Source organism: Polaribacter batillariae (genome assembly GCF_017498485.1).
GTDB lineage: Bacteria > Bacteroidota > Bacteroidia > Flavobacteriales > Flavobacteriaceae > Polaribacter > Polaribacter batillariae.
Genome location: NZ_CP071795.1, coordinates 2,457,572 through 2,478,677, shown reverse-complemented (window position 1 = coordinate 2,478,677; position 21,106 = coordinate 2,457,572). Strand labels below are relative to the sequence as shown.

Genomic DNA, 21,106 nt, shown 5'->3' with positions numbered 1-21,106 from the left:
AACTACCATTTTATGATTTTTAAATTACTACGTATGTTAGTAATAATTGTTTGTGCCTTTAATTTTATTGCTATAAATGCGCAAAAAACAAATGCTCCAAAATTTGGCAAAGGTGTTTTTAATTTAGTAGGAAAAGACAGCTCTTTTACTATGAAAATTGGTTTACGATTCCAAACTTTAGCGACTTCTCAGTGGGCTATTAATAGCGGACTTACCAACTCAGAAACTGCAATGTCGATTAGAAGATCTCGTTTAAAGTTTAATGGTTTTGCCTTTTCGCCCAAATTAAAATATAAAATTGAATTGGGTTTGTCTAACAGAGACCAATCTGGAATTTCGCAATTCACAAGCAATGCTCCAAGATACATTATGGATGCCATTTTAAAATGGAATTTCGCTGGCAACTTTGTTTTGTGGTTAGGGCAAGCAAAATTACCAGGAAATAGAGAACGCGTAATTTCTTCTGGAAATTTACAACAAGTAGATCGTTCTTTATTAAATAGTCGCTTTAACATCGATAGAGATATAGGAATTCAACTAAGGCACAAATTTAACCTTACAAATACCTTCTTAGTAAAAGAAATATTTTCTATAGCTCAAGGTGAAGGTCGAAACGTTACTACCGAGAACATTGGCGGATATCAATATACAACCCGAGTAGAATTATTTCCTTTTGGAGATTTTAAAAACAGAGGAGATTACAAAGGAAGTGATTTAATGTTCGAAAAAAAACCGAAATTATCTATAGGTTTTACTTACGATTTTAACAATAATGCATCTAAAACAAGAAGTAACCAAGGTTTTTATATGGTAAATGATACTGGATTTTATTCTACAAATATTTCTACCATATTTATAGATGCCATGTATAAACACAAAGGCTTTTCTTTTATGGCAGAATATGCAAATAGAAATGCAGACGACGCTTTCGCAAAAAATTCTGACGGCACTCTTACAGGAGATATCGTTCAAGTAGGAAATGGTTTAAATTTACAAACTGGCTATTTACTATCGAAAACTTTAGAAATTTCTGGACGTTATACAAACATTTCATTAGACAGAAATATTACTGGAGAAGGAGCCGAAAACCAATATACTTTAGGAGCTTCTAAATATATTGCTGGCCATAAATTAAAAATACAAACAGATGTAAGTTACACAGATATCGGTTTTCAAAAAAATCAACTTATGTGTAGGTTACAAGTAGATATTCATTTTTAAATTAACATAACGTAAACATAACATACGCAATTTTTCGTATTTGTAAATTTGCAAATCTAAATTTTAAAGAAAAATGGGAGATCCATATATTTTAATGCTTGTTGCTTTGGCTGTGTTGGCCATTGTAGATTTAGTTGTAGGGGTTAGTAACGATGCTGTAAACTTTTTAAACTCGGCTATTGGTTCTAAAGCAATCTCTGTAAAAAATATAATGATAATTGCCAGTTTAGGCGTGTTCTTTGGAGCTGTTACTTCTAGTGGAATGATGGAAGTTGCACGTAAGGGAATTTTTAACCCAAGCATGTTTATGTTCCAAGACATTATGATTATATTTATGGCTGTAATGATTACAGATATCTTATTATTAGATATCTTTAACTCGTTAGGAATGCCAACTTCTACAACCGTTTCTATTGTTTTTGAACTGTTAGGAGCTGCCGTTTGTATTTCTTTAATAAAGATTTCTGCAAACAATTCTCAATCTGTATTAGATATTTGGAATTATATCAACCATAAAAAAGCGCTAGAAATAATTAACGGAATACTACTCTCTGTAGTCGTCGCCTTTTCTGTAGGTGCGATTGTTCAGTTTTTATCGAGATTAATTTATTCTTTTAATTTCGATAAAAGAGCGACCTATATTAATGCCCTGTTTGGTGGTTTTGCAATTACCGCAATAACTTATTTTATTATTATAAAAGGTATGAAAGGAACTCCTTTTTATGATGATATAAAACATTTAATTGAAGGAAATACACTTTTAATTATTGCAGGAAGTTTTGTGGTTTGGTCTATAATTTCTCAACTATTAATTCAGGTTTTTAAAATAAATATCTTAAAATTAATTATTGGAGTAGGAACCTTTTCTTTAGCAATGGCTTTCTCTGGAAACGATTTGGTAAACTTTGTAGGCGTACCAATTGCTGCATGGAATTCTTACCAAGCGTGGGAAGTTTCTGGTGTTGCAGCAGATAGTTTTTCTATGGGTATTTTAGCAAAAAAAGTACCTTCTAATATTTGGTTATTATTAATGGCAGGTGCAATTATGGTTGTTACATTATGGACTTCTAGCAAAGCACAAAACGTAATAAAAACTGGCATCGATTTATCGAGGCAAGGAGAAGGACATGAGAAATTTCAACCCAATCCATTATCTAGAATTGTAGTTAGAGCTGCTATGGGCATTAATGCTGGAATTAGTTATATAGTTCCTAAATCTGCTTTAGCGTATGTAGATTCTAAATTTCAAAAACCAATTATAGAGTTGCCAAAAGATAAAACGTACGAATTACCAGCTTTCGATTTAGTAAGAGCCGCTGTTAATTTAATTGTTGCTGGAATTTTAATATCGATTGCCACTTCTATGAAATTACCACTATCTACCACATATGTAACTTTTATGGTTGCCATGGGTACTTCTTTAGCAGATAGAGCTTGGGGAAGAGAAAGTGCTGTATATAGAGTTGCTGGAGTTCTTAATGTAATTGGCGGATGGTTTTTAACTGCAATTACAGCATTTTTAGCAGCAGCAGTTGTGGCGTATTTAATTAGCTGGAACATGGTTATGATTCCTATTTTGTTAGCAGTTGTTGCTTTATTAATAGGCAGAAACACCTTAATTCATAGAAACAAAACAAAAGAAATTAAAAAACAAGAATATATAGAAAGGGCAGAATTAATTACCATTAATGGTGTAATTGAAGAAAGTGCAGATCATATCTCTGGAGTTATTACACGTATAAACAAATTATATACAAATGTTGTAAACGATTTAGCAAACCACGATTTAAATAAATTACGTAAAACCGACAAACACGTTAATAAATTAAATGACGAAATTGATGGTTTAAAAGACGGCGTTTTTTATTTTATTAAATCTTTAGACGAAACTTCTGTACAAGCTAGTAGATTTTACATTATGGTTTTAGGTTACTTACAAGATATAGCACAATCTATTAGCTATATTTCTAGAGCGAGCTATAAACATGTAAATAACAACCATAAAAATTTAAAAAAGGGCCAAATAAAAGATTTAAAAGGAATAGACGTTCAGCTATCTACTTTATTAGTTAAAGAAGCTGCTATTTTCGAAAATAGAGATTTAGACAACTTAAATGCGCTTATTATCGAAAAAAATGAGCTATTAAACAGTGTTTCTTCTTCTATTGAAAAACAAGTATCTAGAATTAGAACCGACGAAACAAGCCCTAAAAACACCACTTTATACTTTAGTGTTCTTTTAGAAACAAAAGATTTAATTACTGCTTTAATGAGTTTGTTACAAACCTATGAAGAGTTTCATTTAAGCACAAAACAAAATAAAGAATAGATAAAACAAGTCTAAAAAAGCCAGTGAAATTAAATTTCACTGGCTTTGTACTTCATACTTCATACTTCATACTTCATACTTCATACTTCATACTTTGTACTTTGTACTTTGTACTTTGTACTTTCTACTTTCTACCAAACCTTTAAAACCAAAAACCTAAGTTAAACAACCAAACGTTTTCATTAGTATCTGGAGACCAACTATATTTTAATTCTATAGGCCCAAGAAAAGAATCGTAACTGTAGCCTAATGCATAACCAGATTTTACATCTTTAAATAAATCGATATCTTTAAAAACGTTTGTATCTAAACGTGCATAATTTGCAATTACAGAAAAATAATGTTTAGGTAAAAATTGATAACGAATATTAAATTCCGATTTCACAAAAGATTCGTCACTTAAATCTGCAAATTCGTATCCATAAAGAGAAATAAAATTATTAATGTAATTTTGATTATTACCTCCTAATTGGAAATCGAAAACACGAGATTCTACTGAGCTTAAAGAAAAACCAGCTTCTCCTGTATATTGTAATGTAAACTTATCCCAAAAAGAGGTAGCAAAACCCACTTTTCCTTTTGTTTGTGCATATCGTTCGAAATTATTTGCAAAATCACTAGAAAGCAAATACCATTTAAAACCTAGATCTGCGAAAAACCCTTTTGTGGCAAAATACCTCTTATTGTAAGTATCTAATTTTAAATATCCTAAAACATTAAAATAAACGCTATCGTCTGCAATATGACTGTCGTCTAACGAATTAATATTGTCTGTTAATGCCTCTATTCTTTTTACTTCTGCACCAATACCAATTGCAAATTTTCGACTAAATGTTGTTTGTAAAAATATTTCATTGGTAAAATCTGAATATCGTATGTTTACACTGCTTATATTCGGAGAAGTACTTTCGCTAAAAGGAACTTGAGAGCGAAAGTGATTGTACCTAGATCGAAAACCATAACTCGTGTAAAAACCATTATCTACAAAGTAGGTAAAATCGTACCTTAAATTGTCTCCAAAAATTAAGTTTAAAGAAAGCATGTCGTTCTTTGTTAGCACACTTTTATGATTATAGTTTGCAAGAATGCTAGATTTATATAAGTAATCGTAATGTATGCCTAATTTTAAATTGGCCTTTTCGTTAGATTCGCTTACTTTAAAATCTAATAAATAACTACCATTTATTTTTTTAACTAAATTATATTCAATTCTATTAAAATTTCTGGTTGCAGATAGTAAATATATTTTTTTAGTAATGTCTTGCCTAGACAAACTGTCTCCGTTTTTAATATTTAATTTTCCTAAAATATAGGCTCTTGTATAGTTTTTTCCTCCATGGACACCAATCTCAGAAATCTTTAATTTTTCTTTATTAAAATTTATATTTTTTCTTTTTTTCTTTACAACTTGTTTTGCGGCAATTTGCTCAAAAACTTTGCTGTATTTTTTGGCTTCAATGGTGCCTTTTTCTATAATTTCTTCTTTTTTATCAAAATCTACTACTGTGTAATCAGATATTTGTGGGTGAATGTAAACATCTAATTTTTTTATTTCTTCATCTGTTTTGTTATACATTTGATAGCTCATTATTTGGTTTAATAATGTTACCACAGAATTTATTTTATCTTTTTGAAACAACTTGCCTTCTACATCTACGCCTATTATAATATCGATTCCTTTCTTTTTCATAATACTTACAGGAAAGTTATTTGCAATACCCCCATCAATTAAAAGCTTATCTCCTATTTCTACGGGGTTTAAAAGTGATGGAAAAGAACCACTCGCTCTTAAAGATATAGGCAAAGAACCCTTTTCTAGAACAACAGGTTCGCCATTTTCTACATCTGTGGCAATACAAAAAAATGGGGTTGGTAGTTTGGCAAAATCTTGATTGCCATCTACAGAATCGAACAATTCTAATAATAAATTTAATACATTTTGCCCTTTAGAAACACCTTTTGGCAAACCTATCTTGCCTTTATTTACGGGTAGTGTAACTATTGTTTTTTCGCCAAATTCTTTTTCGAAAAAAGTGGCAGCACTTCTGGGTAACTCGTCTCTAATAAGTGTTAAGAAATCTGTTTTTAAGATAATTTCTTCAATTTGATTTGCAGAGTAGCCTGCTGCATAAAAACCTCCAATAATGGCCCCCATACTTGTACCTCCAATATAATCTAATTGAATGCCGGCTTTGTCGATTTCTTTTAAGACGGCTATATGCGCAAATCCTTTTGCACCACCACCACTTAAAACCAAACCAACTTTAGGTTGCTCTTGTTGCCCCAAAAGTAGCATTGGAAGCATCAATAAGAATAAAAACAGACTATTTTTCATTTTGTTTTTCTTTTTCTGGATGATAAAACCCATATACTTTTATTGCTCTCGCATGTCCAATAGATTTCTTTAAATCTTCTAAAGAAGCTTCTTTAACGCGTTTTGCCGATTTAAAAGTACGTAATAAAGTTGTAATGGTTTGTTTGCCAACATCAGGAATTTGTTCTAACTCTGTTTGAATGGCACTTTTACTACGTTTATTTCTATGAAACGTAATACCAAATCTATGGGCTTCGTTTCTTAAATATTGTGTTATTTTTAAGGTTTCAGACTTTTTATCTAAATACAAAGGAATTGGGTCTCCAGGATAATAAATTTCTTCTAAACGTTTTGCAATACCAATAATGGCTATTTTACCTCGCAAACCTAACCTTTCTAAGGCTTTTAAACCTGAAGACAATTGTCCTTTTCCACCATCTACAATAATTAATTGTGGTAAAGGCTCGTCTTCTGCTAACAAACGCTTGTATCTTCTATACACAACTTCTTCCATAGAACTAAAATCGTCTGGCCCTACAACCGTTTTTATATTGTAGTGTCGATAATCTTTTTTACTTGGTTTTGCGTCTTTAAAAACAACACATGCAGCCACAGGGTTTGTTCCTTGAATATTCGAATTATCGAAACATTCTATATGTCTTGGTTCTACAGAAAGTCGCAAATCTTTTTTCATTTGCGCCATAATTCTTTTAGTATGCCTGTCTGGATCTACAATTTTAATTTGCTTAAACTGTTCCATTCTGTAATATTTGGCATTTCTTTCAGAAAGATTTACAATGCGTTTTTTATCCCCTAATTTTGGCACAGTTACTTTTACAGTTTCTCCTAAATTTACTTTAAAAGGCACATAAATTTCTGGCGATTGTGAGTTGAAACGTTGCCTTATTTCTACAATAAAAAGTTCTAATAATTCTTTGTCTGTCTCATCTAACTTTTTCTTAATTTCTGTAGTATGAGATTGAATGATAGAACCGTTAGAAATTTTTAAAAAGTTTGCATACCCATGGGTTTCATCAGAAATAATAGAAAAAACATCTACGTTGTTTATAGATGGATTTACAATGGTGCTTTTGGCTTGATAATTATTTAACCTGTCTAATTTTTCTTTAATTTTTTGTGCTTTTTCAAACTCCATACTTTCAGAAAAATCGAGCATCATTTTTTTAAATTTATCTAAGCTCTCTTTAAAATTTCCTTTGATAATGTTTTTAATTTCCTTAATCGAATTTTCGTAATGGGTTTGTGTTTCTAAGCCTTCGCAAGGACCTAAACAATTGCCCAAATGATACTCTAAACAAACTTTATACTTACCCTCGTTAATTTTTTGTGCACTTAAATCGTAATTACAGGTTCTTAAAGGATATAATTCTTTTATTAAATCTAACAGAATTCTTACTGTTTTTACTGAGGTGTAAGGTCCAAAATATTCTGAGCCATCTTTAACAACCCTACGTGTTAAAAATATTCTTGGAAATCGTTCTTTTTTAATACACAACCAAGGGTAACTTTTATCGTCTTTCAGCAAGACATTGTATTTGGGTTTGTATTTTTTTATAAGGTTGTTTTCTAATAATAAAGCATCCGTTTCTGTATTTACAACAATATGTTTTATACGAACAATGTTTTTTACTAAAACTCTTGTTTTACCATTTTCGTGTTTTTTTGTAAAATAAGAAGCCACTCTTTTTTTTAAATTTTTTGCCTTACCTATATAAATAATTACATCGTTCTTATCGAAATATTGATACACTCCTGGTGTATTCGGTAGCGTTTGTAATTGAAGTTCTAATGATGCAGACATAAAACGAAATTACACATTTTTAAATTATTATATAAAGAAAAAACAGGTTTGAAAAACAAATTTAAATAGGTATAAACACCTGTTTCTTAATTTATTTTTAAGCATTAGTACGATAATTAATCTATTTTATATATTTTTAAAGTCTAACCAAAATATTTTTTAAAATGGATAACAAGAAACAAAAAAACACAATTACCTTAAAAACTGCCAAAAGATGGACTAAAAGATGGCGCAAAATGGAAGACACATACAATGCACACCAACACTGTAGAGCTTTTAACATACCGTTGTTAGACTTACAAGAGGTTATTAATGAAGGTGCTGTAAGTGTAAGAGGATATTTAGGAGTTCACAAACACAAAGTAGAAGGCGAAACCGTTTTTGAAGAAAAACTAATTATTGTAGGGGTAGATAAAGATGGAAAAGACATGATTTCTTCTAAAGATGGAGAGGTTTTAGACGACGAGAGTGGACGTATTTTTGATTTAACAAGCCCTTGTCCTGAAATGTGTGATTCAGGTAGTCCTTTAAATTGATAATTAAATATGACTTTTAGTCGTTTTATTATTAATTTTGGTATTATTATACTTTTAATAAATACGTTATTATTTATTATTAATTATCGAAATAAAGACAAAGTAAATATTTACTTTAATATGTATTTATTGCTTTGTCTTCTTATACAATTTTACTCAAGTTTTTTAAGTTCCAAAAAAGAGAATAATTTATTTTTAAGTCACTATTTTTTTATTGGTCAATTTATTTTTTTAAGTCTCTTTTATGCAAAATTATTTGATAAAAAAAGAATTAAAAATGGTATTAGATTATTTCTTCTAACAATTGCAGTTCCATTAATTTTTTATAACATACATTTTAGTAAAAAATTTAAAGAATGGAATGAAATTGAAATAGCATTAACTTCTATTCCTTTACTAATCTATAGTTTTTTATTCTTTATAGAAAAAATAGAAAATATAACTACTAAAAAATACATTTATTTTAATACGGGTTTTTTTATATATACCCTTTGTAGCACTCTTTTATTTACATTAGGCAACATAGGCACTGGAAAGTTAAAATTAATTGTTTGGAAGACAAATTCCTTTTTATACCTAATTTTTCAAGCTTTAATCTTTATAGAATGGTATAAAAATTTTAGAAAACCCAGCATTACTAAATTTTAAGAATAGGTATAAATACCTGATTTAAAGATTGCGTAAAATTCTTATCCAATAAACACTTATCTTTATTTAAAAAAGTATTTTTCTTAAATTCGTGGTTATTATAAATAACCAAACCTAATGGAACAAATACTTTCTAATGAAGATCAAGTGATAATAATTGTTCTTATTGGTGTTTTAATGCTTCTTTTAATGGGAGTTGCATTGCTGTTATTTTTCTTTTTATCAAGAAAAAAAATAACAGCAAAAGAATTAGAAAAAAAATCTTTAGAAATTAATCATCAAAAAGAGATAATACAATCGATAATTGTTACTCAAGAAAAAGAACGCAAGCGTATTGCACAAGATTTACATGACGATATTAGTTCTAAATTAAACGTAATAAACCTAAATGCGAACCTTCTAAAAGACGGAGAATTAAGTCCAGAAGAATACACTATGGTAAACGATACCATTTTACAAGCTACAGATAAAACCTTAGAAAGTGCCAGAAAAATAGCTCATAATTTATTGCCTCCCATTTTAGATAAATTTGGTTTAAAAGAAGCAATAGAAGAATTAGCGGACTCTTATAGTAATAGTAAAAAAATAATTATAAAATACACCTTAAATTATCCGAAAAACTATTTAAGTTCCAATAACGAGTTACATGTTTTTAGAATTGTTCAAGAACTAATAAACAATTCTGTTAAACACGGGCAAGCAACTCAAAGTACTATAAAAATAAGCTGTAGTAATTCTAAACTATTGGTAACCTATTCTGATAATGGAGTTGGTTTTGATATGCATAACCAAAACCATCAAAAAGGATTAGGAATGAAAAATATAGAAAGCAGAATCGCTTTATTAAAAGGAAATTTTAATATTAAAAGTGAAATAAACAATGGTTTTAAAATAAAAGTTATCATTTAAACCCCTCCAAAAGATGAAAAAAATAAATATCGTTATTGCAGATGATGAAGAACTTTTTAGAAGTGGAATTCGTTTTTTACTACAAAAAGTAGCCAACTTTAATGTTATTTTTGAAGCTGAAAACGGGCAAGAAATTATAGATTTTATAAGTACTACAGAAGAATTTCCGGATATTATTCTCATGGACTTAAAAATGCCAGAATTAAATGGTGTAGAGGCTACAAAAATTATTCATAAAACGCATCCAAATATAAAAATAATAGCGCTTACAAGTTACGATGGTAAATCTTTTATAACCAACATGATAGATGTTGGTGCTTCTTCTTACCTACTTAAAAACACAAGCCCAAAAAATGTAATACATACCATAAAAGAAGTACACGAAAAAGGATTTTACTACGACGAAAAAGTATTAAAAATTATCCATGAAAACATTATTTCTTCAAGCGGCAAACGTATAAAAAGCGATTTAGATAAAAAATTACTTTCTAATAGAGAAATAGATGTTTTAGAACTCATTTGTCAACAATTTACTACACCAGAAATTGCCGAAAAATTGTTTATAAGCCCAAGAACTGTAGAAGGCCACAGAAATAACTTGCTCTTAAAAACACAATCTAAAAATGTGGCTGGTTTGGTAATTTACGGTATTCAAAAAAAACTGATAGAAATTTCTCCAGATTTTAATCTTTAAGAATTTCTGTTTTAAATTTTAAGGTATAAATACTTATAGGTATTTATACCCATTTTTTATTTTAAGAATTAATGCGTTAGAATCAAACAAAAGTTATATGTAGATTTGAAGTAATTCTAACTAATACTTTAATTTATGTACACACTAACAGTAAAAAACAATTACGTTTACGATATTGGTTCTTCTAATGGAGTAACCATACCAAAAACAAAAAGCCATGTATTTAACGATAGGGGTTCAATTTATTTTATAGTTCCTGGTTTGGGTGAAATCAACTTTATCAGCTTGGGCGATAAAAAAATTGAAGGTTACCCAATACCTAAAGAGACTTGGGGCGTTCTCGTAAGAACCCACACTACAGAAGCTTATTATAGGTACGAAGGTGGTGGAGAATTAACAGCCATCATAGATAACTTTGGCACCTTGCATCTTACTACTAAAAACGGTACTATAATTCCAATTAGTTTACCAGAACTTGTTTTAAACTAAATACTAACTCTTAAATTTAATACTATGACTCCATTTATCGGACAAATACAGCCTTTTGGCTTTAATTTTGCACCACGAGATTGGGCAAAATGCGACGGACAATTGCAAGCAATTGCATCAAATTCAGCACTTTTTTCTTTACTAGGTACCACCTTTGGTGGAGATGGAAGAACCACTTTTGGTTTACCAGATCTACGAGGTAGAAGCATTGTACATATTGGTCATGGTCCTGGACTTTCTACAATAACCTGGGGTGAAAGAGGTGGTGTTGAACAATTATATATAAATCAAACAAATATGCCCGCACATACACACTCCTTAATTAATGGAATGGCGAATGTTACTGTATATACAACGAATAATAGTAATGATACTTCAGAATCTGCAGGAGGAGAAAACGGATTAGGAACTGACGGAACAATGCCAACAATCTACAGAGAAGAGCCAACTACTGGAGATAAGTTAGGAGGCGTAGTAATTTCTGGAACGACAGCACAATCTGGAGGCAACTTGCCAATACAATCTAGAAATCCTTTTTTAGGAATAAATGTTTGTATTGCTTTGTTTGGCATTTTTCCATCTAGAAGTTAATTATAGTTTTTAATAAAGGAGAGTCTTATTTTTTTCTCTCCTTTAATTCTTTTAGTAAAAAATGGAAAACAAAATTGGTGTTTTATTACCACAATCTTCTGCACACCCACAAATAGGTAAATCTTTTATAAACGGTTTACGTATTGGTTTGGGCAATTTATCTTATAAATTATTTTTAGAAAGTACAGGACTAGGTGAAGACCCAAAACAAATTATAAATAGTATTCAGAAATTACATATCCAAGAAGATGTTGCCCTAACAACTGGTTTGTTTGGACACTATGGGTTTAAAGAAATTGCAGAATTTGTATCAAAAAATGATGAAATTCTACTTGCCTCTAATTTTGGAACCAGTTTTTCTATAAAAGCTCCAGATGGTGTTTTTCAAAACACATTAGGGTTACAAGATTCCCTTATAAAGTTGGCACAATATTTCTCAAAAAAAAATGTAAAAAATTTAGCCACCTCTTCCTGTTATTATGAGTCTGGTTATGGTTTTATAAAAGGTTTAGAAATAGGAATAAAAAATCAAGAAATTACAAAATTTGCAGGTCATTATATTACACCTCACAGCCCACGTAAAAATGAAAGTGAAATTATGGAATTCATTATTAAAGAATCAAATCCAGAGGTAATTGTTGCATTTCATAATGGAATATTTGCAGAAGAGCATTTCGAATTTCTTCAAAAAAACAACCTTCAAAATAGTTATCCAATATACGCTTTGCCATTTTCATCAGAAGATAAATTAATTGAAAAATATCCTGAAATAGGTAAAAAAATTAAATCTATTTCTAGTTGGTACAAAGAACTCGATAGCGAGTCAAATAAGAAGTTTACTGCCACATACCAACAAACGTATAATAAATTGGCAAATTTTTTTGCTTTGCTTGGCTATGAAAATGGTTTGGTAATTAAAGATGCATTAACTCAAAAAAACAAACCATTAAAACAATCTATAGAAGAAATTAATATTGATGGTCCTCGTGGAAAAATAAACTTTAACAATGCATTTCATAAAACAGATTTTCCACATTATATTTGGACTCAAGAAGTTAGTAAAGAAAGCGAAGTCATTAGAAAACCAATTGAAGAATTACCAAAAAACAATCTTAATTATTTAGCAAATCTTCCAGAAGAAGAAACTACAAGTCAAGGGTGGTTTAATGCTTATTTACATCACTAAAAAAACAGGTATTTACACTTATTTTTTCTTTAGAAAAAAAATTTACATTTGGTAATAATTTTTTTTGAAATCAAATATTATGCAAAAGCAACTACTTATTTTTAAGTTGTGTTACCCTAAATACTCGTCACTATTTTACAGGGCATTCATTACAAATTTATTGGAAATAGGTTTAAATAATTAGCATTAAATATTTTTAATTTAAACAGTTAATCTATAAAAAAATAATTTCTTAAAACAACTATTATGAAAAAACTACTACTTATTTTAACCTATATAGGTCTGCTGTATAGTTCTAAAAGTCATACTCAAACGTTAGTCGCCGGAGACATCGCCTTTATCGGCTACAATACTGATACTGGACCAAGTGCTGGTCAAGACCACAGTTTTTCGTTTATCACTTTAACAGATATTCCAGCTGGTGAAATCATCTATTTTACAGAAGAAGGTTGGAATGATGATACCAATACTTGGGCAGGTACTTCTGAAGGGCATGTACGATGGACTGCACCAGCAAGTGGTGTTTCGTGTGGAACAGTTGTGTTCGTTACCGAATCTGATGCAGATGTATTTACAACAACCTCTGGATCAACAACACTACAGAGTGGTAGTGGGTGGAATTTATCTGGAGGAGACCAGGTATTGGCATATTATGCTGCGACTGTCGAGCCAGCAACTACACCAACGTTTATCTCAGGAATTAATGGGGATGATGGAAATGGAACCCCTGTTTCGATTAATCCTACAACACAGTGGAATGATCCGAGTACTGGACCATTAGGAGTAGCAAAATCTGGGTTGCCTGCAGGTCTAACCAATGGTGTTAATTGTGTTTCACTTTTTGTAGCCGCGTTTACGGAAGAAGATAACGCTAAATATACAGGTACGTTAACAGGAACCTCTACAGCACTAAGAGCAGCCATTAATAATAGAGCCAACTGGACATTCAATAATAGTACTGCATTTAACATCTCACCAGCAGGGTATTCACCAAGCGTAACATGTGTAGCACCTTGTACAGAGCCAGATGTACCAACAATAACATCTTCTCCAGGTACGGTATGTGTTGGAGGCAGTGCTACTTTAAATATTTCAGGAAATCTAAACGATGCCACAGCTTGGCATATTTATACAGGTTCTTGTGGTGGAACTCAAATAGGAACCACTACTACTGGGTCATTTAACGTTACATCAATAACAACTACCACAACTTATTATGTAAGAGGTGAAGGTGGATGTGCTACTGCAGGTTCTTGTGGTACAATTACAATTTCTCCAACAGCGTTAGATAATGCCTCTTTTAATTACGGCGCTTCTTCTTACTGTGTGAATGATGCTGACCCAACACCAACTATTACTGGTTTAGCAGGAGGAAGTTTTTCATCTACAGCTGGTTTAAGTTTAAATACTAGTACAGGTGCTATTGATGTTTCGGCTTCTACTCCTGGGACCTATAGTGTAACTTACACAACTACTGGGTCTTGCCCTAACTCTTCAAGTGTTTCTGTTACTGTAAATGCATTAGACGACCCAAGTTTTAGTTATAGTGCATCAGCATATTGTGTAAATGACTCAGATCCAACACCTACAATTACAGGTTTAGGTGGTGGAACTTTTTCTTCTACAGCTGGTTTATCTATAAATACTAGTACTGGATCTATTGATGTTTCGGCTTCCACACCTGGCACTTATGTTGTTTCCTATACAACTGGTGGTACTTGCCCTAATTCAGCAAACGTAGCTGTTACTATTAATAATTTAGATAATGCCAGTTTTAATTATGCTTCAGCTACCTATTGTTTAAATGATGGAGATCCAACCCCTACAATTACAGGTTTAGGTGGTGGTACTTTTTCTTCTACTGCAGGGTTAAGCATTAATGCGAGTACAGGTGCAATCGATGTTTCTGCTTCTACTCCGAATACATATACTGTAACTTATACCACAGCAGGAAGTTGCCCTAACTCATCTAACGTTAGTGTTACTATTAATGCTCTTGACGATGCTTCTTTTAATTATAGTACTGCTAGCTATTGTGTAAATGACTCAGACCCAACACCTACAATTACAGGTTTAGCTGGTGGAACTTTTTCATCAACAGCTGGTTTAAGTATAAATGCGAGTACAGGTGCAATCGATGTTTCTGCTTCTACTCCGAATACATATACTGTAACTTATACCACAGCAGGAAGTTGCCCTAACTCATCTAACGTTAGTGTTACTATTAATGCTCTTGACGATGCTTCTTTTAATTATAGTACTGCTAGCTATTGTGTGAATGATGCTGACCCAACACCTACAATTACAGGTTTAGCTGGTGGAACTTTTTCATCAACAGCTGGTTTAAGTATAAATGCGAGTACAGGTGCAATCGATGTTTCTGCTTCTACTCCGAATACATATACTGTAACCTATACCACAGCAGGAAGTTGCCCTAACTCATCTAACGTTAGTGTTACTATTAATGCTGTTGACAATGCTATGTTTAGTTACTCTTTTTCAACTTACGGTTCGTACGAATCAGATCCAACCCCAACCATTACTGGTTTAACGGGCGGCACTTTTTCTTCTACTGCAGGATTAACTTTAAATACTAGTACAGGAGAAATTGACCTATCTGCAAGTACTTTAGGTACATATTCTATAACCTATACTACCAATGGTTTATGCCCTAATAGTTCTTCTGTATCTGTTTCTATATTAAGCAATAATACCAATGTTTTTACAGCAACTTCTGGTAATTGGTCTGTATCAGGAAATTGGTCTTTAGCTAGAGTTCCTTTGAGTTTAGATAACATTAATTTGAATAATAAAACTGTTAATTTAGATGTAAGCGATGTTACCATTAACGACTTAAACATAGATTTTGGAGGTGCTTTTAACCTGCTATCTGGAAATTCTTTAACTATTGATGGAAACTTAACTCAAAACGGAACATTTACTATTAATTCTGATGCAACTTCTAATGGTTCTTTTATTTTAAAAGGAACACAATCTGGAGTTGGAAATGTAGATTATCATAGATTTTTAACTACATCAGGAATAAGTACACAAGGTTGGCATTTAATAGCATCTCCTGTAGAGGGTAAAAATATCAACGATTTTTTTGGTGATGTAGTTGCAAACGGAACAAAACGTGGTATTGCTCCTTATATAAATACAAATCCTGCTACCTTAAAATGGAACTATTATACTAACACAGATACTCCTGGTTTCTTTACAAATGCTAAAGGATATACTTTAAAAAAATCGAGTGCAGGTACTTTAAACTTTAGTGGCTCTGTAAACACAAACAATGTAGGAGTTTCGATTCAAGTAGATGCTACTGGAGACCAATTTAATGCAATTGGTAATCCTTACCCTTCTTACATTAATAGCGAAATATTTTTAGATAACGTACCTGCAACTAGATTAACAGAGAAAACTATTTGGCTTTGGGATTCAGAAGCTAATAGTGGAGTAGGAGAATACGTTACAAAAAACAGTGCAACAGCTTATAAAGTATCTCCAGGTCAAGGCTTTTTTGTAAAAGCATTAAATACAGGAAATGTAACGTTTACAGAAGCTATGCAAACTCATATAGGTGGAGATACATTTTTAAAACAAGAATCTAGACCAGAAATTAAACTTTCTATAACAGATGGTACTTATGTAAAAAATGCAGAAATATTCTATATAGAGAATAAAACTACTGGTTTCGACGACGGTTATGACAGCTCTATGTTTAATGGTGTTTCTAATACTTTTTCTCTTTACACTCAATTAGTTACCAACAACCAAGGTAAAAACCTAGCCATACAAACCTTACCAAATGCTAATTATAATCAAATGGTTGTACCTATTGGTATGAATGCAGAAGCTGGTAAAGAAATTACCTTTTCTTTGCAAACTAATAATTTTCCTAAAGATTTAAAGATTTTCTTAGAAGATAAAGCATCCAATACCTTTACAAGGTTAGACCAATTAGGTAGTAATTATAAAACAACGATTCAAAAGAGTTTATATGGTACTGGTCGTTTTTATTTACACACTACTAGCACTGCCTTAAATATTGATAAAAATGCAGCACTAGAAAATATTAGCATCTATAAAATAGACAATGCAACTTTAAGAATTTCGGGGCTATATCAAAATAAAGCTTCTTTAAAATTATTTAATCTTCTTGGTAAAAAAGTAGTAAGTACTTCTTTCGATTCTAATGGAGTAAAAGACATTTCCTTGCCAGAATTAGCAATAGGAGTTTATATTGTAGAGCTTACAACAAATAATGGTCGATCGAACAAGAAAATAATTATAGAATAATAACGATAATTTTAAGACAAAACATCATGAAAAATCAAGACAAAAATACTCAAGATATTGCTCCAAAAATTACTCGTAAAGAAGCAATTAAAAAAATAGGAAATTACGGTAAATATGCTGCTTTAACAGCTTTAGGAACCTATATGATATTAAATCCGCAAAAGGCGCAAGCACAAAGCCCTGAAGATCCAGGACTAGGATTCTAATACATAAATTATTATTTAAAAAGGCTGTCTAAAAAAGACAGTCTTTTTTTTGCGAATTTTTAAGAAAATCATCTTTATACATTTATCGTTTTAAACTTAGGTTTTTACCGTAAATTCAATTTGTAGATGCTATTACAAATCATTACTTATTTCTTCTTATTTTTGAAGCATGAATGTGCTATCATTTTTAAAAAATATTTTCGGTATAAAAACCGAAATTAAAGAAGAATTAATGAAAAAGTTTTTAATTGTTGGTTTAGGAAACATTGGCGAAAAATATACAAATACTCGCCATAATATTGGTTTTAAAATTCTTGATGAAGTTGCTAAAGAACACAATGCAACCTTCGAAACAGAAAAGTTAGGAGACGTTGCTAATTTTCGTTTTAAAGGAAGAACTTTTGTTTTATTAAAGCCAAGTACGTTTATGAATTTAAGTGGAAAAGCTGTAAAATATTGGATGCAACAAGAAAAAGTTGCTATCGAAAATCTTTTTATAGTTACAGACGATGTAAATATCGATTTTGGTACCATTCGTGTAAAAGCAAAAGGCTCTGCTGGCGGGCACAATGGACTAAAAGATATTCAAGAAAAATTAAATACACAACAATATGCTCGTTTTCGTTTTGGCATTGGCGGAAATTATTCTAGAGGAAAACAAGTAGATTATGTTTTAGGAGAATGGAATAAAGAAGAAACTAGCCAATTAATAGAACGTTTACCAACATCTGCAAAAGTAATTACTTCTTTTGGTACTGCAGGTTTGGCAAACACCATGAATACTTTTAACGGAAAGTAATCTTTTAATTTTCAGAAGCATACCATTCTGCAAAACTCGTATCTGTTTCTTGTAGTTTTATAGAATGTAGTTTGATGTTTTTAGGCAATCTTTTCTTAATTTTTTTAGCAAAGTCTATAACCATCATTTCGCTCGTGGGCTGGTAATCTACCAACAAAACATCATGCCCCCTATCCATTAATTCTCTTGCCAATTCTACATGAGGCGTATTTTTATTAAAAACTGTTGCATGGTCGAAAACATCTACAATTTCTTCGTTTACAATCTTTTTTAAATCGCCAAAATCGATTACCATCCCAAATTTTACATGGGTAGTATCTTTAATTGGTTTTCCAGAAACAGTTACAGAAAGTTTATAAGAATGCCCATGAACATTTTTACATTTGCCATCATAACCATATAAAGCATGGCCGGCTTCAAAATTAAATTGTTTTGTAATTCTTATTGTACTCATTATTTTTATGTTGCGTTTGGTTCGAGCGATTTTGTTTTTCTGCAAAACTGTATCGAGAACTTTTTTAGTTACCTTCTGTTTCTATATTTGTTGTAAAAGTACACAATAACCAAAGCTATTGCTAGTATTAAAAATAAATAATTTCCTCCCATTTTTCTTGTATTTGTTATGTTGATGTAATTATGCTTCCACTAAAAAATTCTGTAAAACATCTGCAATTTTTCTATTATCAGACAATTGCGGAATTTTATTTTGTCCGCCAAATTTACCAATCGATTTCATGTATTGATGAAACCCTCCTTTTTTAACTTTTCTAATCACAAGTGTACGCAATATTTTTCCTTCAATTAAATCGAAATAATAAATATTTTGTGCTTGCATAGAAGCATCTACTTTTTCGGCAAATTCTTCTAAGTTTTCTGGCTCGTTTTCAAATTCTATAAACCACTCATGGTAAGGCAAACCACTTTTAGGGTTTACTTGCGGAGCCACAGTAAACTCACTAATATTTATGTTGGTTCCTTTAATAGAATCGTTTAAAGCTTTCTCTACTTCTTTACCAATTACGTGTTCGCCAAAGGCAGAAATAAAGTGTTTTATTCTTCCTGTTACTTTAATTCTATAGGGTTTTGTTGAAGTAAATTCTACAGTATCGCCAATATTGTACCCCCAAAGACCCGCTGTTGTATTTAATATGATTACGTAATTCACACCAATTTTTACATCTTTTATTGAAATTCTGGTCGGATTTTCATCAAAAAACTCGGTTGCAGGTATAAATTCGTAAAAAATTCCAGAATTTAATTGCAACAACATGCCTTTTTCGGTTTGCGAATCTTGGTAAGCAATAAACCCTTCTGATGCAGGATATAGCTCTATATAATCGATTTTTTTACCAATTAAGCTTTCGAACTTGTTCTTATAGGGTTCAAAATTTACACCTCCGTAAATAAAGAAATTAAAATTAGGGAACAATTGAGACACCTTTTTGCCTGTTTTTTCAATTAGTTTTTCGAAATACATTTGTACCCACGAAGGTATTCCGCTAATAACAGTCATGTTTTCGTTTATAGTTTCCTCTACAATTGCATTTACTTTGGTATCCCAATCTTCAATACAGTTGGTTTCCCAACTTGGCAAACGGTTTTTTAGTAAATATTGAGGTACATAATGTGCTACAATTCCGCTTAAGCGTCCTAATTTTACGCCATTTTTGTCTTCTAAAACAGGGCTTCCTTGTAAAAAAATCATTTTTCCATCTACAAAACTGGCATCATTTTTTTCAACAATATAAAACAACAATGCATTTCTGGCTGCTTTTATATGCGTTGGCATCGATTCTTTGGTTATCGGAATGTATTTTGCACCAGAAGTTGTTCCAGAAGTTTTTGCATAATACAATGGTTTGCCTTTCCAAAGAACATCTTCTTCTCCTGCAACCATTCGATCTACATAAGGTTTTAAACCTTCGTAATCTGTAACTTTTACTTGTTTTTTAAAATCTTTGTACGTGGTTATTTTATCGAAATTATGGTCTTTTCCGAAGGCAGTTTTACCTCCTTCTGCAATTAAATTTTTAAAGACTTTTTCTTGTGTTTCGAAAGGTTTTTTAGCCCATTTTTGCACTTTTCTAGTAGCGAATTTGGCAAATGGAATTGCAAAAAAAGATTTGATGCTCATTATTTAAAATCGATAAAATTAGTAGGATTTACGGCATAACCACCACTCCAAAGTTCGAAATGTAAATGTGGTCCCGTAGTTAACTCTCCTGTAGAACCCACAGTGGCTATAACTTCGCCAGATTTTACAAAATCGCCTTGCTGTTTTAGTAAATTTCCATTGTGTTTGTAAACAGAAATATAGTCGTTGCTATGTTTTAAAATAATTACATAACCCGTTTCTGTGTTCCAACCAGAAAAAATTACGGTTCCGTCTGCAACTGCTTTTATGGGAGTACCTGTTTTGGCTACAATATCTACGGCAAAATGTTTGCTGTTTGCATCGAAATTTTGAGTAACAGAACCCGACAATGGAGCGAAAAAAACAATGTTACTTTTATTTTTTGAATTTTCTAAGATAGAAAAACGAGTTTCTCGATCTATTTTTTCTCTAAATAAAGAATCTTCTTTAGAGGCATTTAGTTTACTTTCTTCGACAACAATAGGTGTGTTTTCAGAAATAATAGAATCGATACTTTCTGGCTTTATTTCTCCTGTTAAAACGGGTTTTAAGGCTTTTGTATAGTTTTCTAAGCTAGCCAATTTCGCTTTTAAAGAATCTGCTTCGAAAGTTAATTTAACAGCAGTTGCTTTTAATTTGGAAGAAGAATAGCCAGGAATGTATTCTTTAATTGGTGTAAACGCAATTAAAACCGTCGTTAAAACAATTAATAAAATAGAAAAAATACCTCCTAAAACAAACACATTTAAACGTGATAATTTTAACGAAAAACGCTCTTCGAACGTGTTTTCATTTAACACGACCAACCTGTATTTATCGGTTAGTTTTTGTTTTAATTTACCCTTTTTTTTATCTTTTTTTGCCACAAATTAAAATTTGAATCGTACAAATATACAGAAACCCTTACAGAGCGTATATTTTAGTAA

At 31.2% G+C, this 21,106-nt stretch carries 16 protein-coding genes; 11 read left to right on the top strand and 5 right to left on the bottom strand.

Annotated features, from left to right (window positions below; translation table 11 throughout):
• Positions 1-12 precede the first annotated feature (12 nt).
• Both JL193_RS10905 and JL193_RS10900 read left to right on the top strand, forming a co-directional pair.
• The gene (locus JL193_RS10905; protein ID WP_207970833.1) at positions 13-1,221 is read left to right on the top strand and encodes a porin; all 1,209 of its coding nucleotides are present in this window, start codon (positions 13-15) and stop codon (positions 1,219-1,221) included.
• Between the two features lie 73 nt (positions 1,222-1,294).
• Entirely contained in the window at positions 1,295-3,550 is a 2,256-nt protein-coding gene (locus JL193_RS10900; RefSeq protein ID WP_207970832.1) for an inorganic phosphate transporter, read from the top strand.
• 142 nt (positions 3,551-3,692) lie between these two features.
• Here JL193_RS10900 and JL193_RS10895 read toward each other — a convergent pair whose 3' ends face one another.
• Positions 3,693-5,885, bottom strand: a complete 2,193-nt coding sequence (locus JL193_RS10895) for a patatin-like phospholipase family protein (protein WP_207970831.1) — start codon at positions 5,883-5,885, stop codon at positions 3,693-3,695.
• Positions 5,875-7,686, bottom strand: a complete 1,812-nt coding sequence (uvrC, locus tag JL193_RS10890) for an excinuclease ABC subunit UvrC (RefSeq protein WP_207970830.1) — start codon at positions 7,684-7,686, stop codon at positions 5,875-5,877. Before uvrC ends, JL193_RS10895 begins: the two co-directional genes overlap by 11 nt.
• Before the next feature lie 164 nt (positions 7,687-7,850).
• Between uvrC and JL193_RS10885 the strand changes: the two genes are divergently transcribed.
• The 9 genes from JL193_RS10885 to pth all read left to right on the top strand — a co-directional run bounded on the left by JL193_RS10885 (position 7,851) and on the right by pth (position 18,046).
• Positions 7,851-8,222, top strand: coding sequence for a hypothetical protein (locus JL193_RS10885; protein ID WP_207970829.1), 372 nt, complete (start codon positions 7,851-7,853; stop codon positions 8,220-8,222).
• 765 nt (positions 8,223-8,987) lie between these two features.
• The gene (locus JL193_RS10880) at positions 8,988-9,779 is read left to right on the top strand and encodes a sensor histidine kinase (RefSeq protein ID WP_207970828.1); all 792 of its coding nucleotides are present in this window, start codon (positions 8,988-8,990) and stop codon (positions 9,777-9,779) included.
• A gap of 13 nt (positions 9,780-9,792) precedes the next feature.
• Positions 9,793-10,473 (top strand): response regulator transcription factor, encoded by a 681-nt coding sequence (locus JL193_RS10875; RefSeq protein ID WP_207970827.1) that lies wholly within the window; start codon positions 9,793-9,795, stop codon positions 10,471-10,473.
• 135 nt (positions 10,474-10,608) lie between these two features.
• The gene (locus tag JL193_RS10870; protein WP_207970826.1) at positions 10,609-10,962 is read left to right on the top strand and encodes a hypothetical protein; all 354 of its coding nucleotides are present in this window, start codon (positions 10,609-10,611) and stop codon (positions 10,960-10,962) included.
• A gap of 24 nt (positions 10,963-10,986) precedes the next feature.
• On the top strand, positions 10,987-11,553 hold the full coding sequence (locus JL193_RS10865) for a phage tail protein (protein WP_207970825.1): 567 nt from the start codon (positions 10,987-10,989) through the stop codon (positions 11,551-11,553).
• Between the two features lie 61 nt (positions 11,554-11,614).
• Entirely contained in the window at positions 11,615-12,739 is a 1,125-nt protein-coding gene (locus JL193_RS10860) for an ABC transporter substrate-binding protein (protein ID WP_207970824.1), read from the top strand.
• A 246-nt stretch (positions 12,740-12,985) separates the two neighbouring features.
• The gene (locus JL193_RS10855; protein WP_207970823.1) at positions 12,986-17,041 is read left to right on the top strand and encodes a T9SS type A sorting domain-containing protein; all 4,056 of its coding nucleotides are present in this window, start codon (positions 12,986-12,988) and stop codon (positions 17,039-17,041) included.
• Between the two features lie 26 nt (positions 17,042-17,067).
• Positions 17,068-17,247, top strand: coding sequence for a hypothetical protein (locus tag JL193_RS10850; RefSeq protein WP_207970822.1), 180 nt, complete (start codon positions 17,068-17,070; stop codon positions 17,245-17,247).
• A gap of 232 nt (positions 17,248-17,479) precedes the next feature.
• The gene (gene pth / locus JL193_RS10845; protein WP_243456735.1) at positions 17,480-18,046 is read left to right on the top strand and encodes an aminoacyl-tRNA hydrolase; all 567 of its coding nucleotides are present in this window, start codon (positions 17,480-17,482) and stop codon (positions 18,044-18,046) included.
• A gap of 4 nt (positions 18,047-18,050) precedes the next feature.
• On the opposite strand, the gene JL193_RS10840 is transcribed toward pth, so the two are convergent.
• From JL193_RS10840 to JL193_RS10830, 3 genes are all read right to left on the bottom strand, one after another.
• A complete protein-coding gene (locus JL193_RS10840; RefSeq protein ID WP_207970820.1) occupies positions 18,051-18,500 on the bottom strand; it encodes a 6-pyruvoyl trahydropterin synthase family protein in 450 nt (149 codons plus the stop codon).
• Between the two features lie 180 nt (positions 18,501-18,680).
• The gene (locus tag JL193_RS10835) at positions 18,681-20,180 is read right to left on the bottom strand and encodes a GH3 auxin-responsive promoter family protein (protein ID WP_207970819.1); all 1,500 of its coding nucleotides are present in this window, start codon (positions 20,178-20,180) and stop codon (positions 18,681-18,683) included.
• Positions 20,180-21,046 carry a M23 family metallopeptidase gene (locus JL193_RS10830; RefSeq protein WP_207970818.1) on the bottom strand — a complete coding sequence of 289 codons (867 nt, stop codon included), beginning with the start codon at positions 21,044-21,046 and terminating at the stop codon, positions 20,180-20,182. The genes JL193_RS10835 and JL193_RS10830 overlap by 1 nt, the downstream gene beginning before the upstream one ends.
• Positions 21,047-21,106 lie beyond the last annotated feature (60 nt).

What these genes read in the sequence shown, in the direction of transcription:
- JL193_RS10840 (WP_207970820.1), bottom strand. Translation starts at nt 18,500, where the DNA reads ATGAGTACAATAAGAATTACAAAACAATTTAATTTTGAAGCCGGCCAT.
- JL193_RS10895 (WP_207970831.1), bottom strand. Translation starts at nt 5,885, where the DNA reads ATGAAAAATAGTCTGTTTTTATTCTTATTGATGCTTCCAATGCTACTT.
- JL193_RS10855 (WP_207970823.1), top strand. Translation starts at nt 12,986, where the DNA reads ATGAAAAAACTACTACTTATTTTAACCTATATAGGTCTGCTGTATAGT.
- JL193_RS10865 (WP_207970825.1), top strand. Translation starts at nt 10,987, where the DNA reads ATGACTCCATTTATCGGACAAATACAGCCTTTTGGCTTTAATTTTGCA.
- JL193_RS10875 (WP_207970827.1), top strand. Translation starts at nt 9,793, where the DNA reads ATGAAAAAAATAAATATCGTTATTGCAGATGATGAAGAACTTTTTAGA.
- uvrC (WP_207970830.1), bottom strand. Translation starts at nt 7,686, where the DNA reads ATGTCTGCATCATTAGAACTTCAATTACAAACGCTACCGAATACACCA.
- JL193_RS10885 (WP_207970829.1), top strand. Translation starts at nt 7,851, where the DNA reads ATGGATAACAAGAAACAAAAAAACACAATTACCTTAAAAACTGCCAAA.
- pth (WP_243456735.1), top strand. Translation starts at nt 17,480, where the DNA reads ATGAAAAAGTTTTTAATTGTTGGTTTAGGAAACATTGGCGAAAAATAT.
- JL193_RS10880 (WP_207970828.1), top strand. Translation starts at nt 8,988, where the DNA reads ATGGAACAAATACTTTCTAATGAAGATCAAGTGATAATAATTGTTCTT.
- JL193_RS10870 (WP_207970826.1), top strand. Translation starts at nt 10,609, where the DNA reads ATGTACACACTAACAGTAAAAAACAATTACGTTTACGATATTGGTTCT.
- JL193_RS10905 (WP_207970833.1), top strand. Translation starts at nt 13, where the DNA reads ATGATTTTTAAATTACTACGTATGTTAGTAATAATTGTTTGTGCCTTT.
- JL193_RS10835 (WP_207970819.1), bottom strand. Translation starts at nt 20,180, where the DNA reads ATGAGCATCAAATCTTTTTTTGCAATTCCATTTGCCAAATTCGCTACT.
- JL193_RS10850 (WP_207970822.1), top strand. Translation starts at nt 17,068, where the DNA reads ATGAAAAATCAAGACAAAAATACTCAAGATATTGCTCCAAAAATTACT.
- JL193_RS10860 (WP_207970824.1), top strand. Translation starts at nt 11,615, where the DNA reads ATGGAAAACAAAATTGGTGTTTTATTACCACAATCTTCTGCACACCCA.
- JL193_RS10900 (WP_207970832.1), top strand. Translation starts at nt 1,295, where the DNA reads ATGGGAGATCCATATATTTTAATGCTTGTTGCTTTGGCTGTGTTGGCC.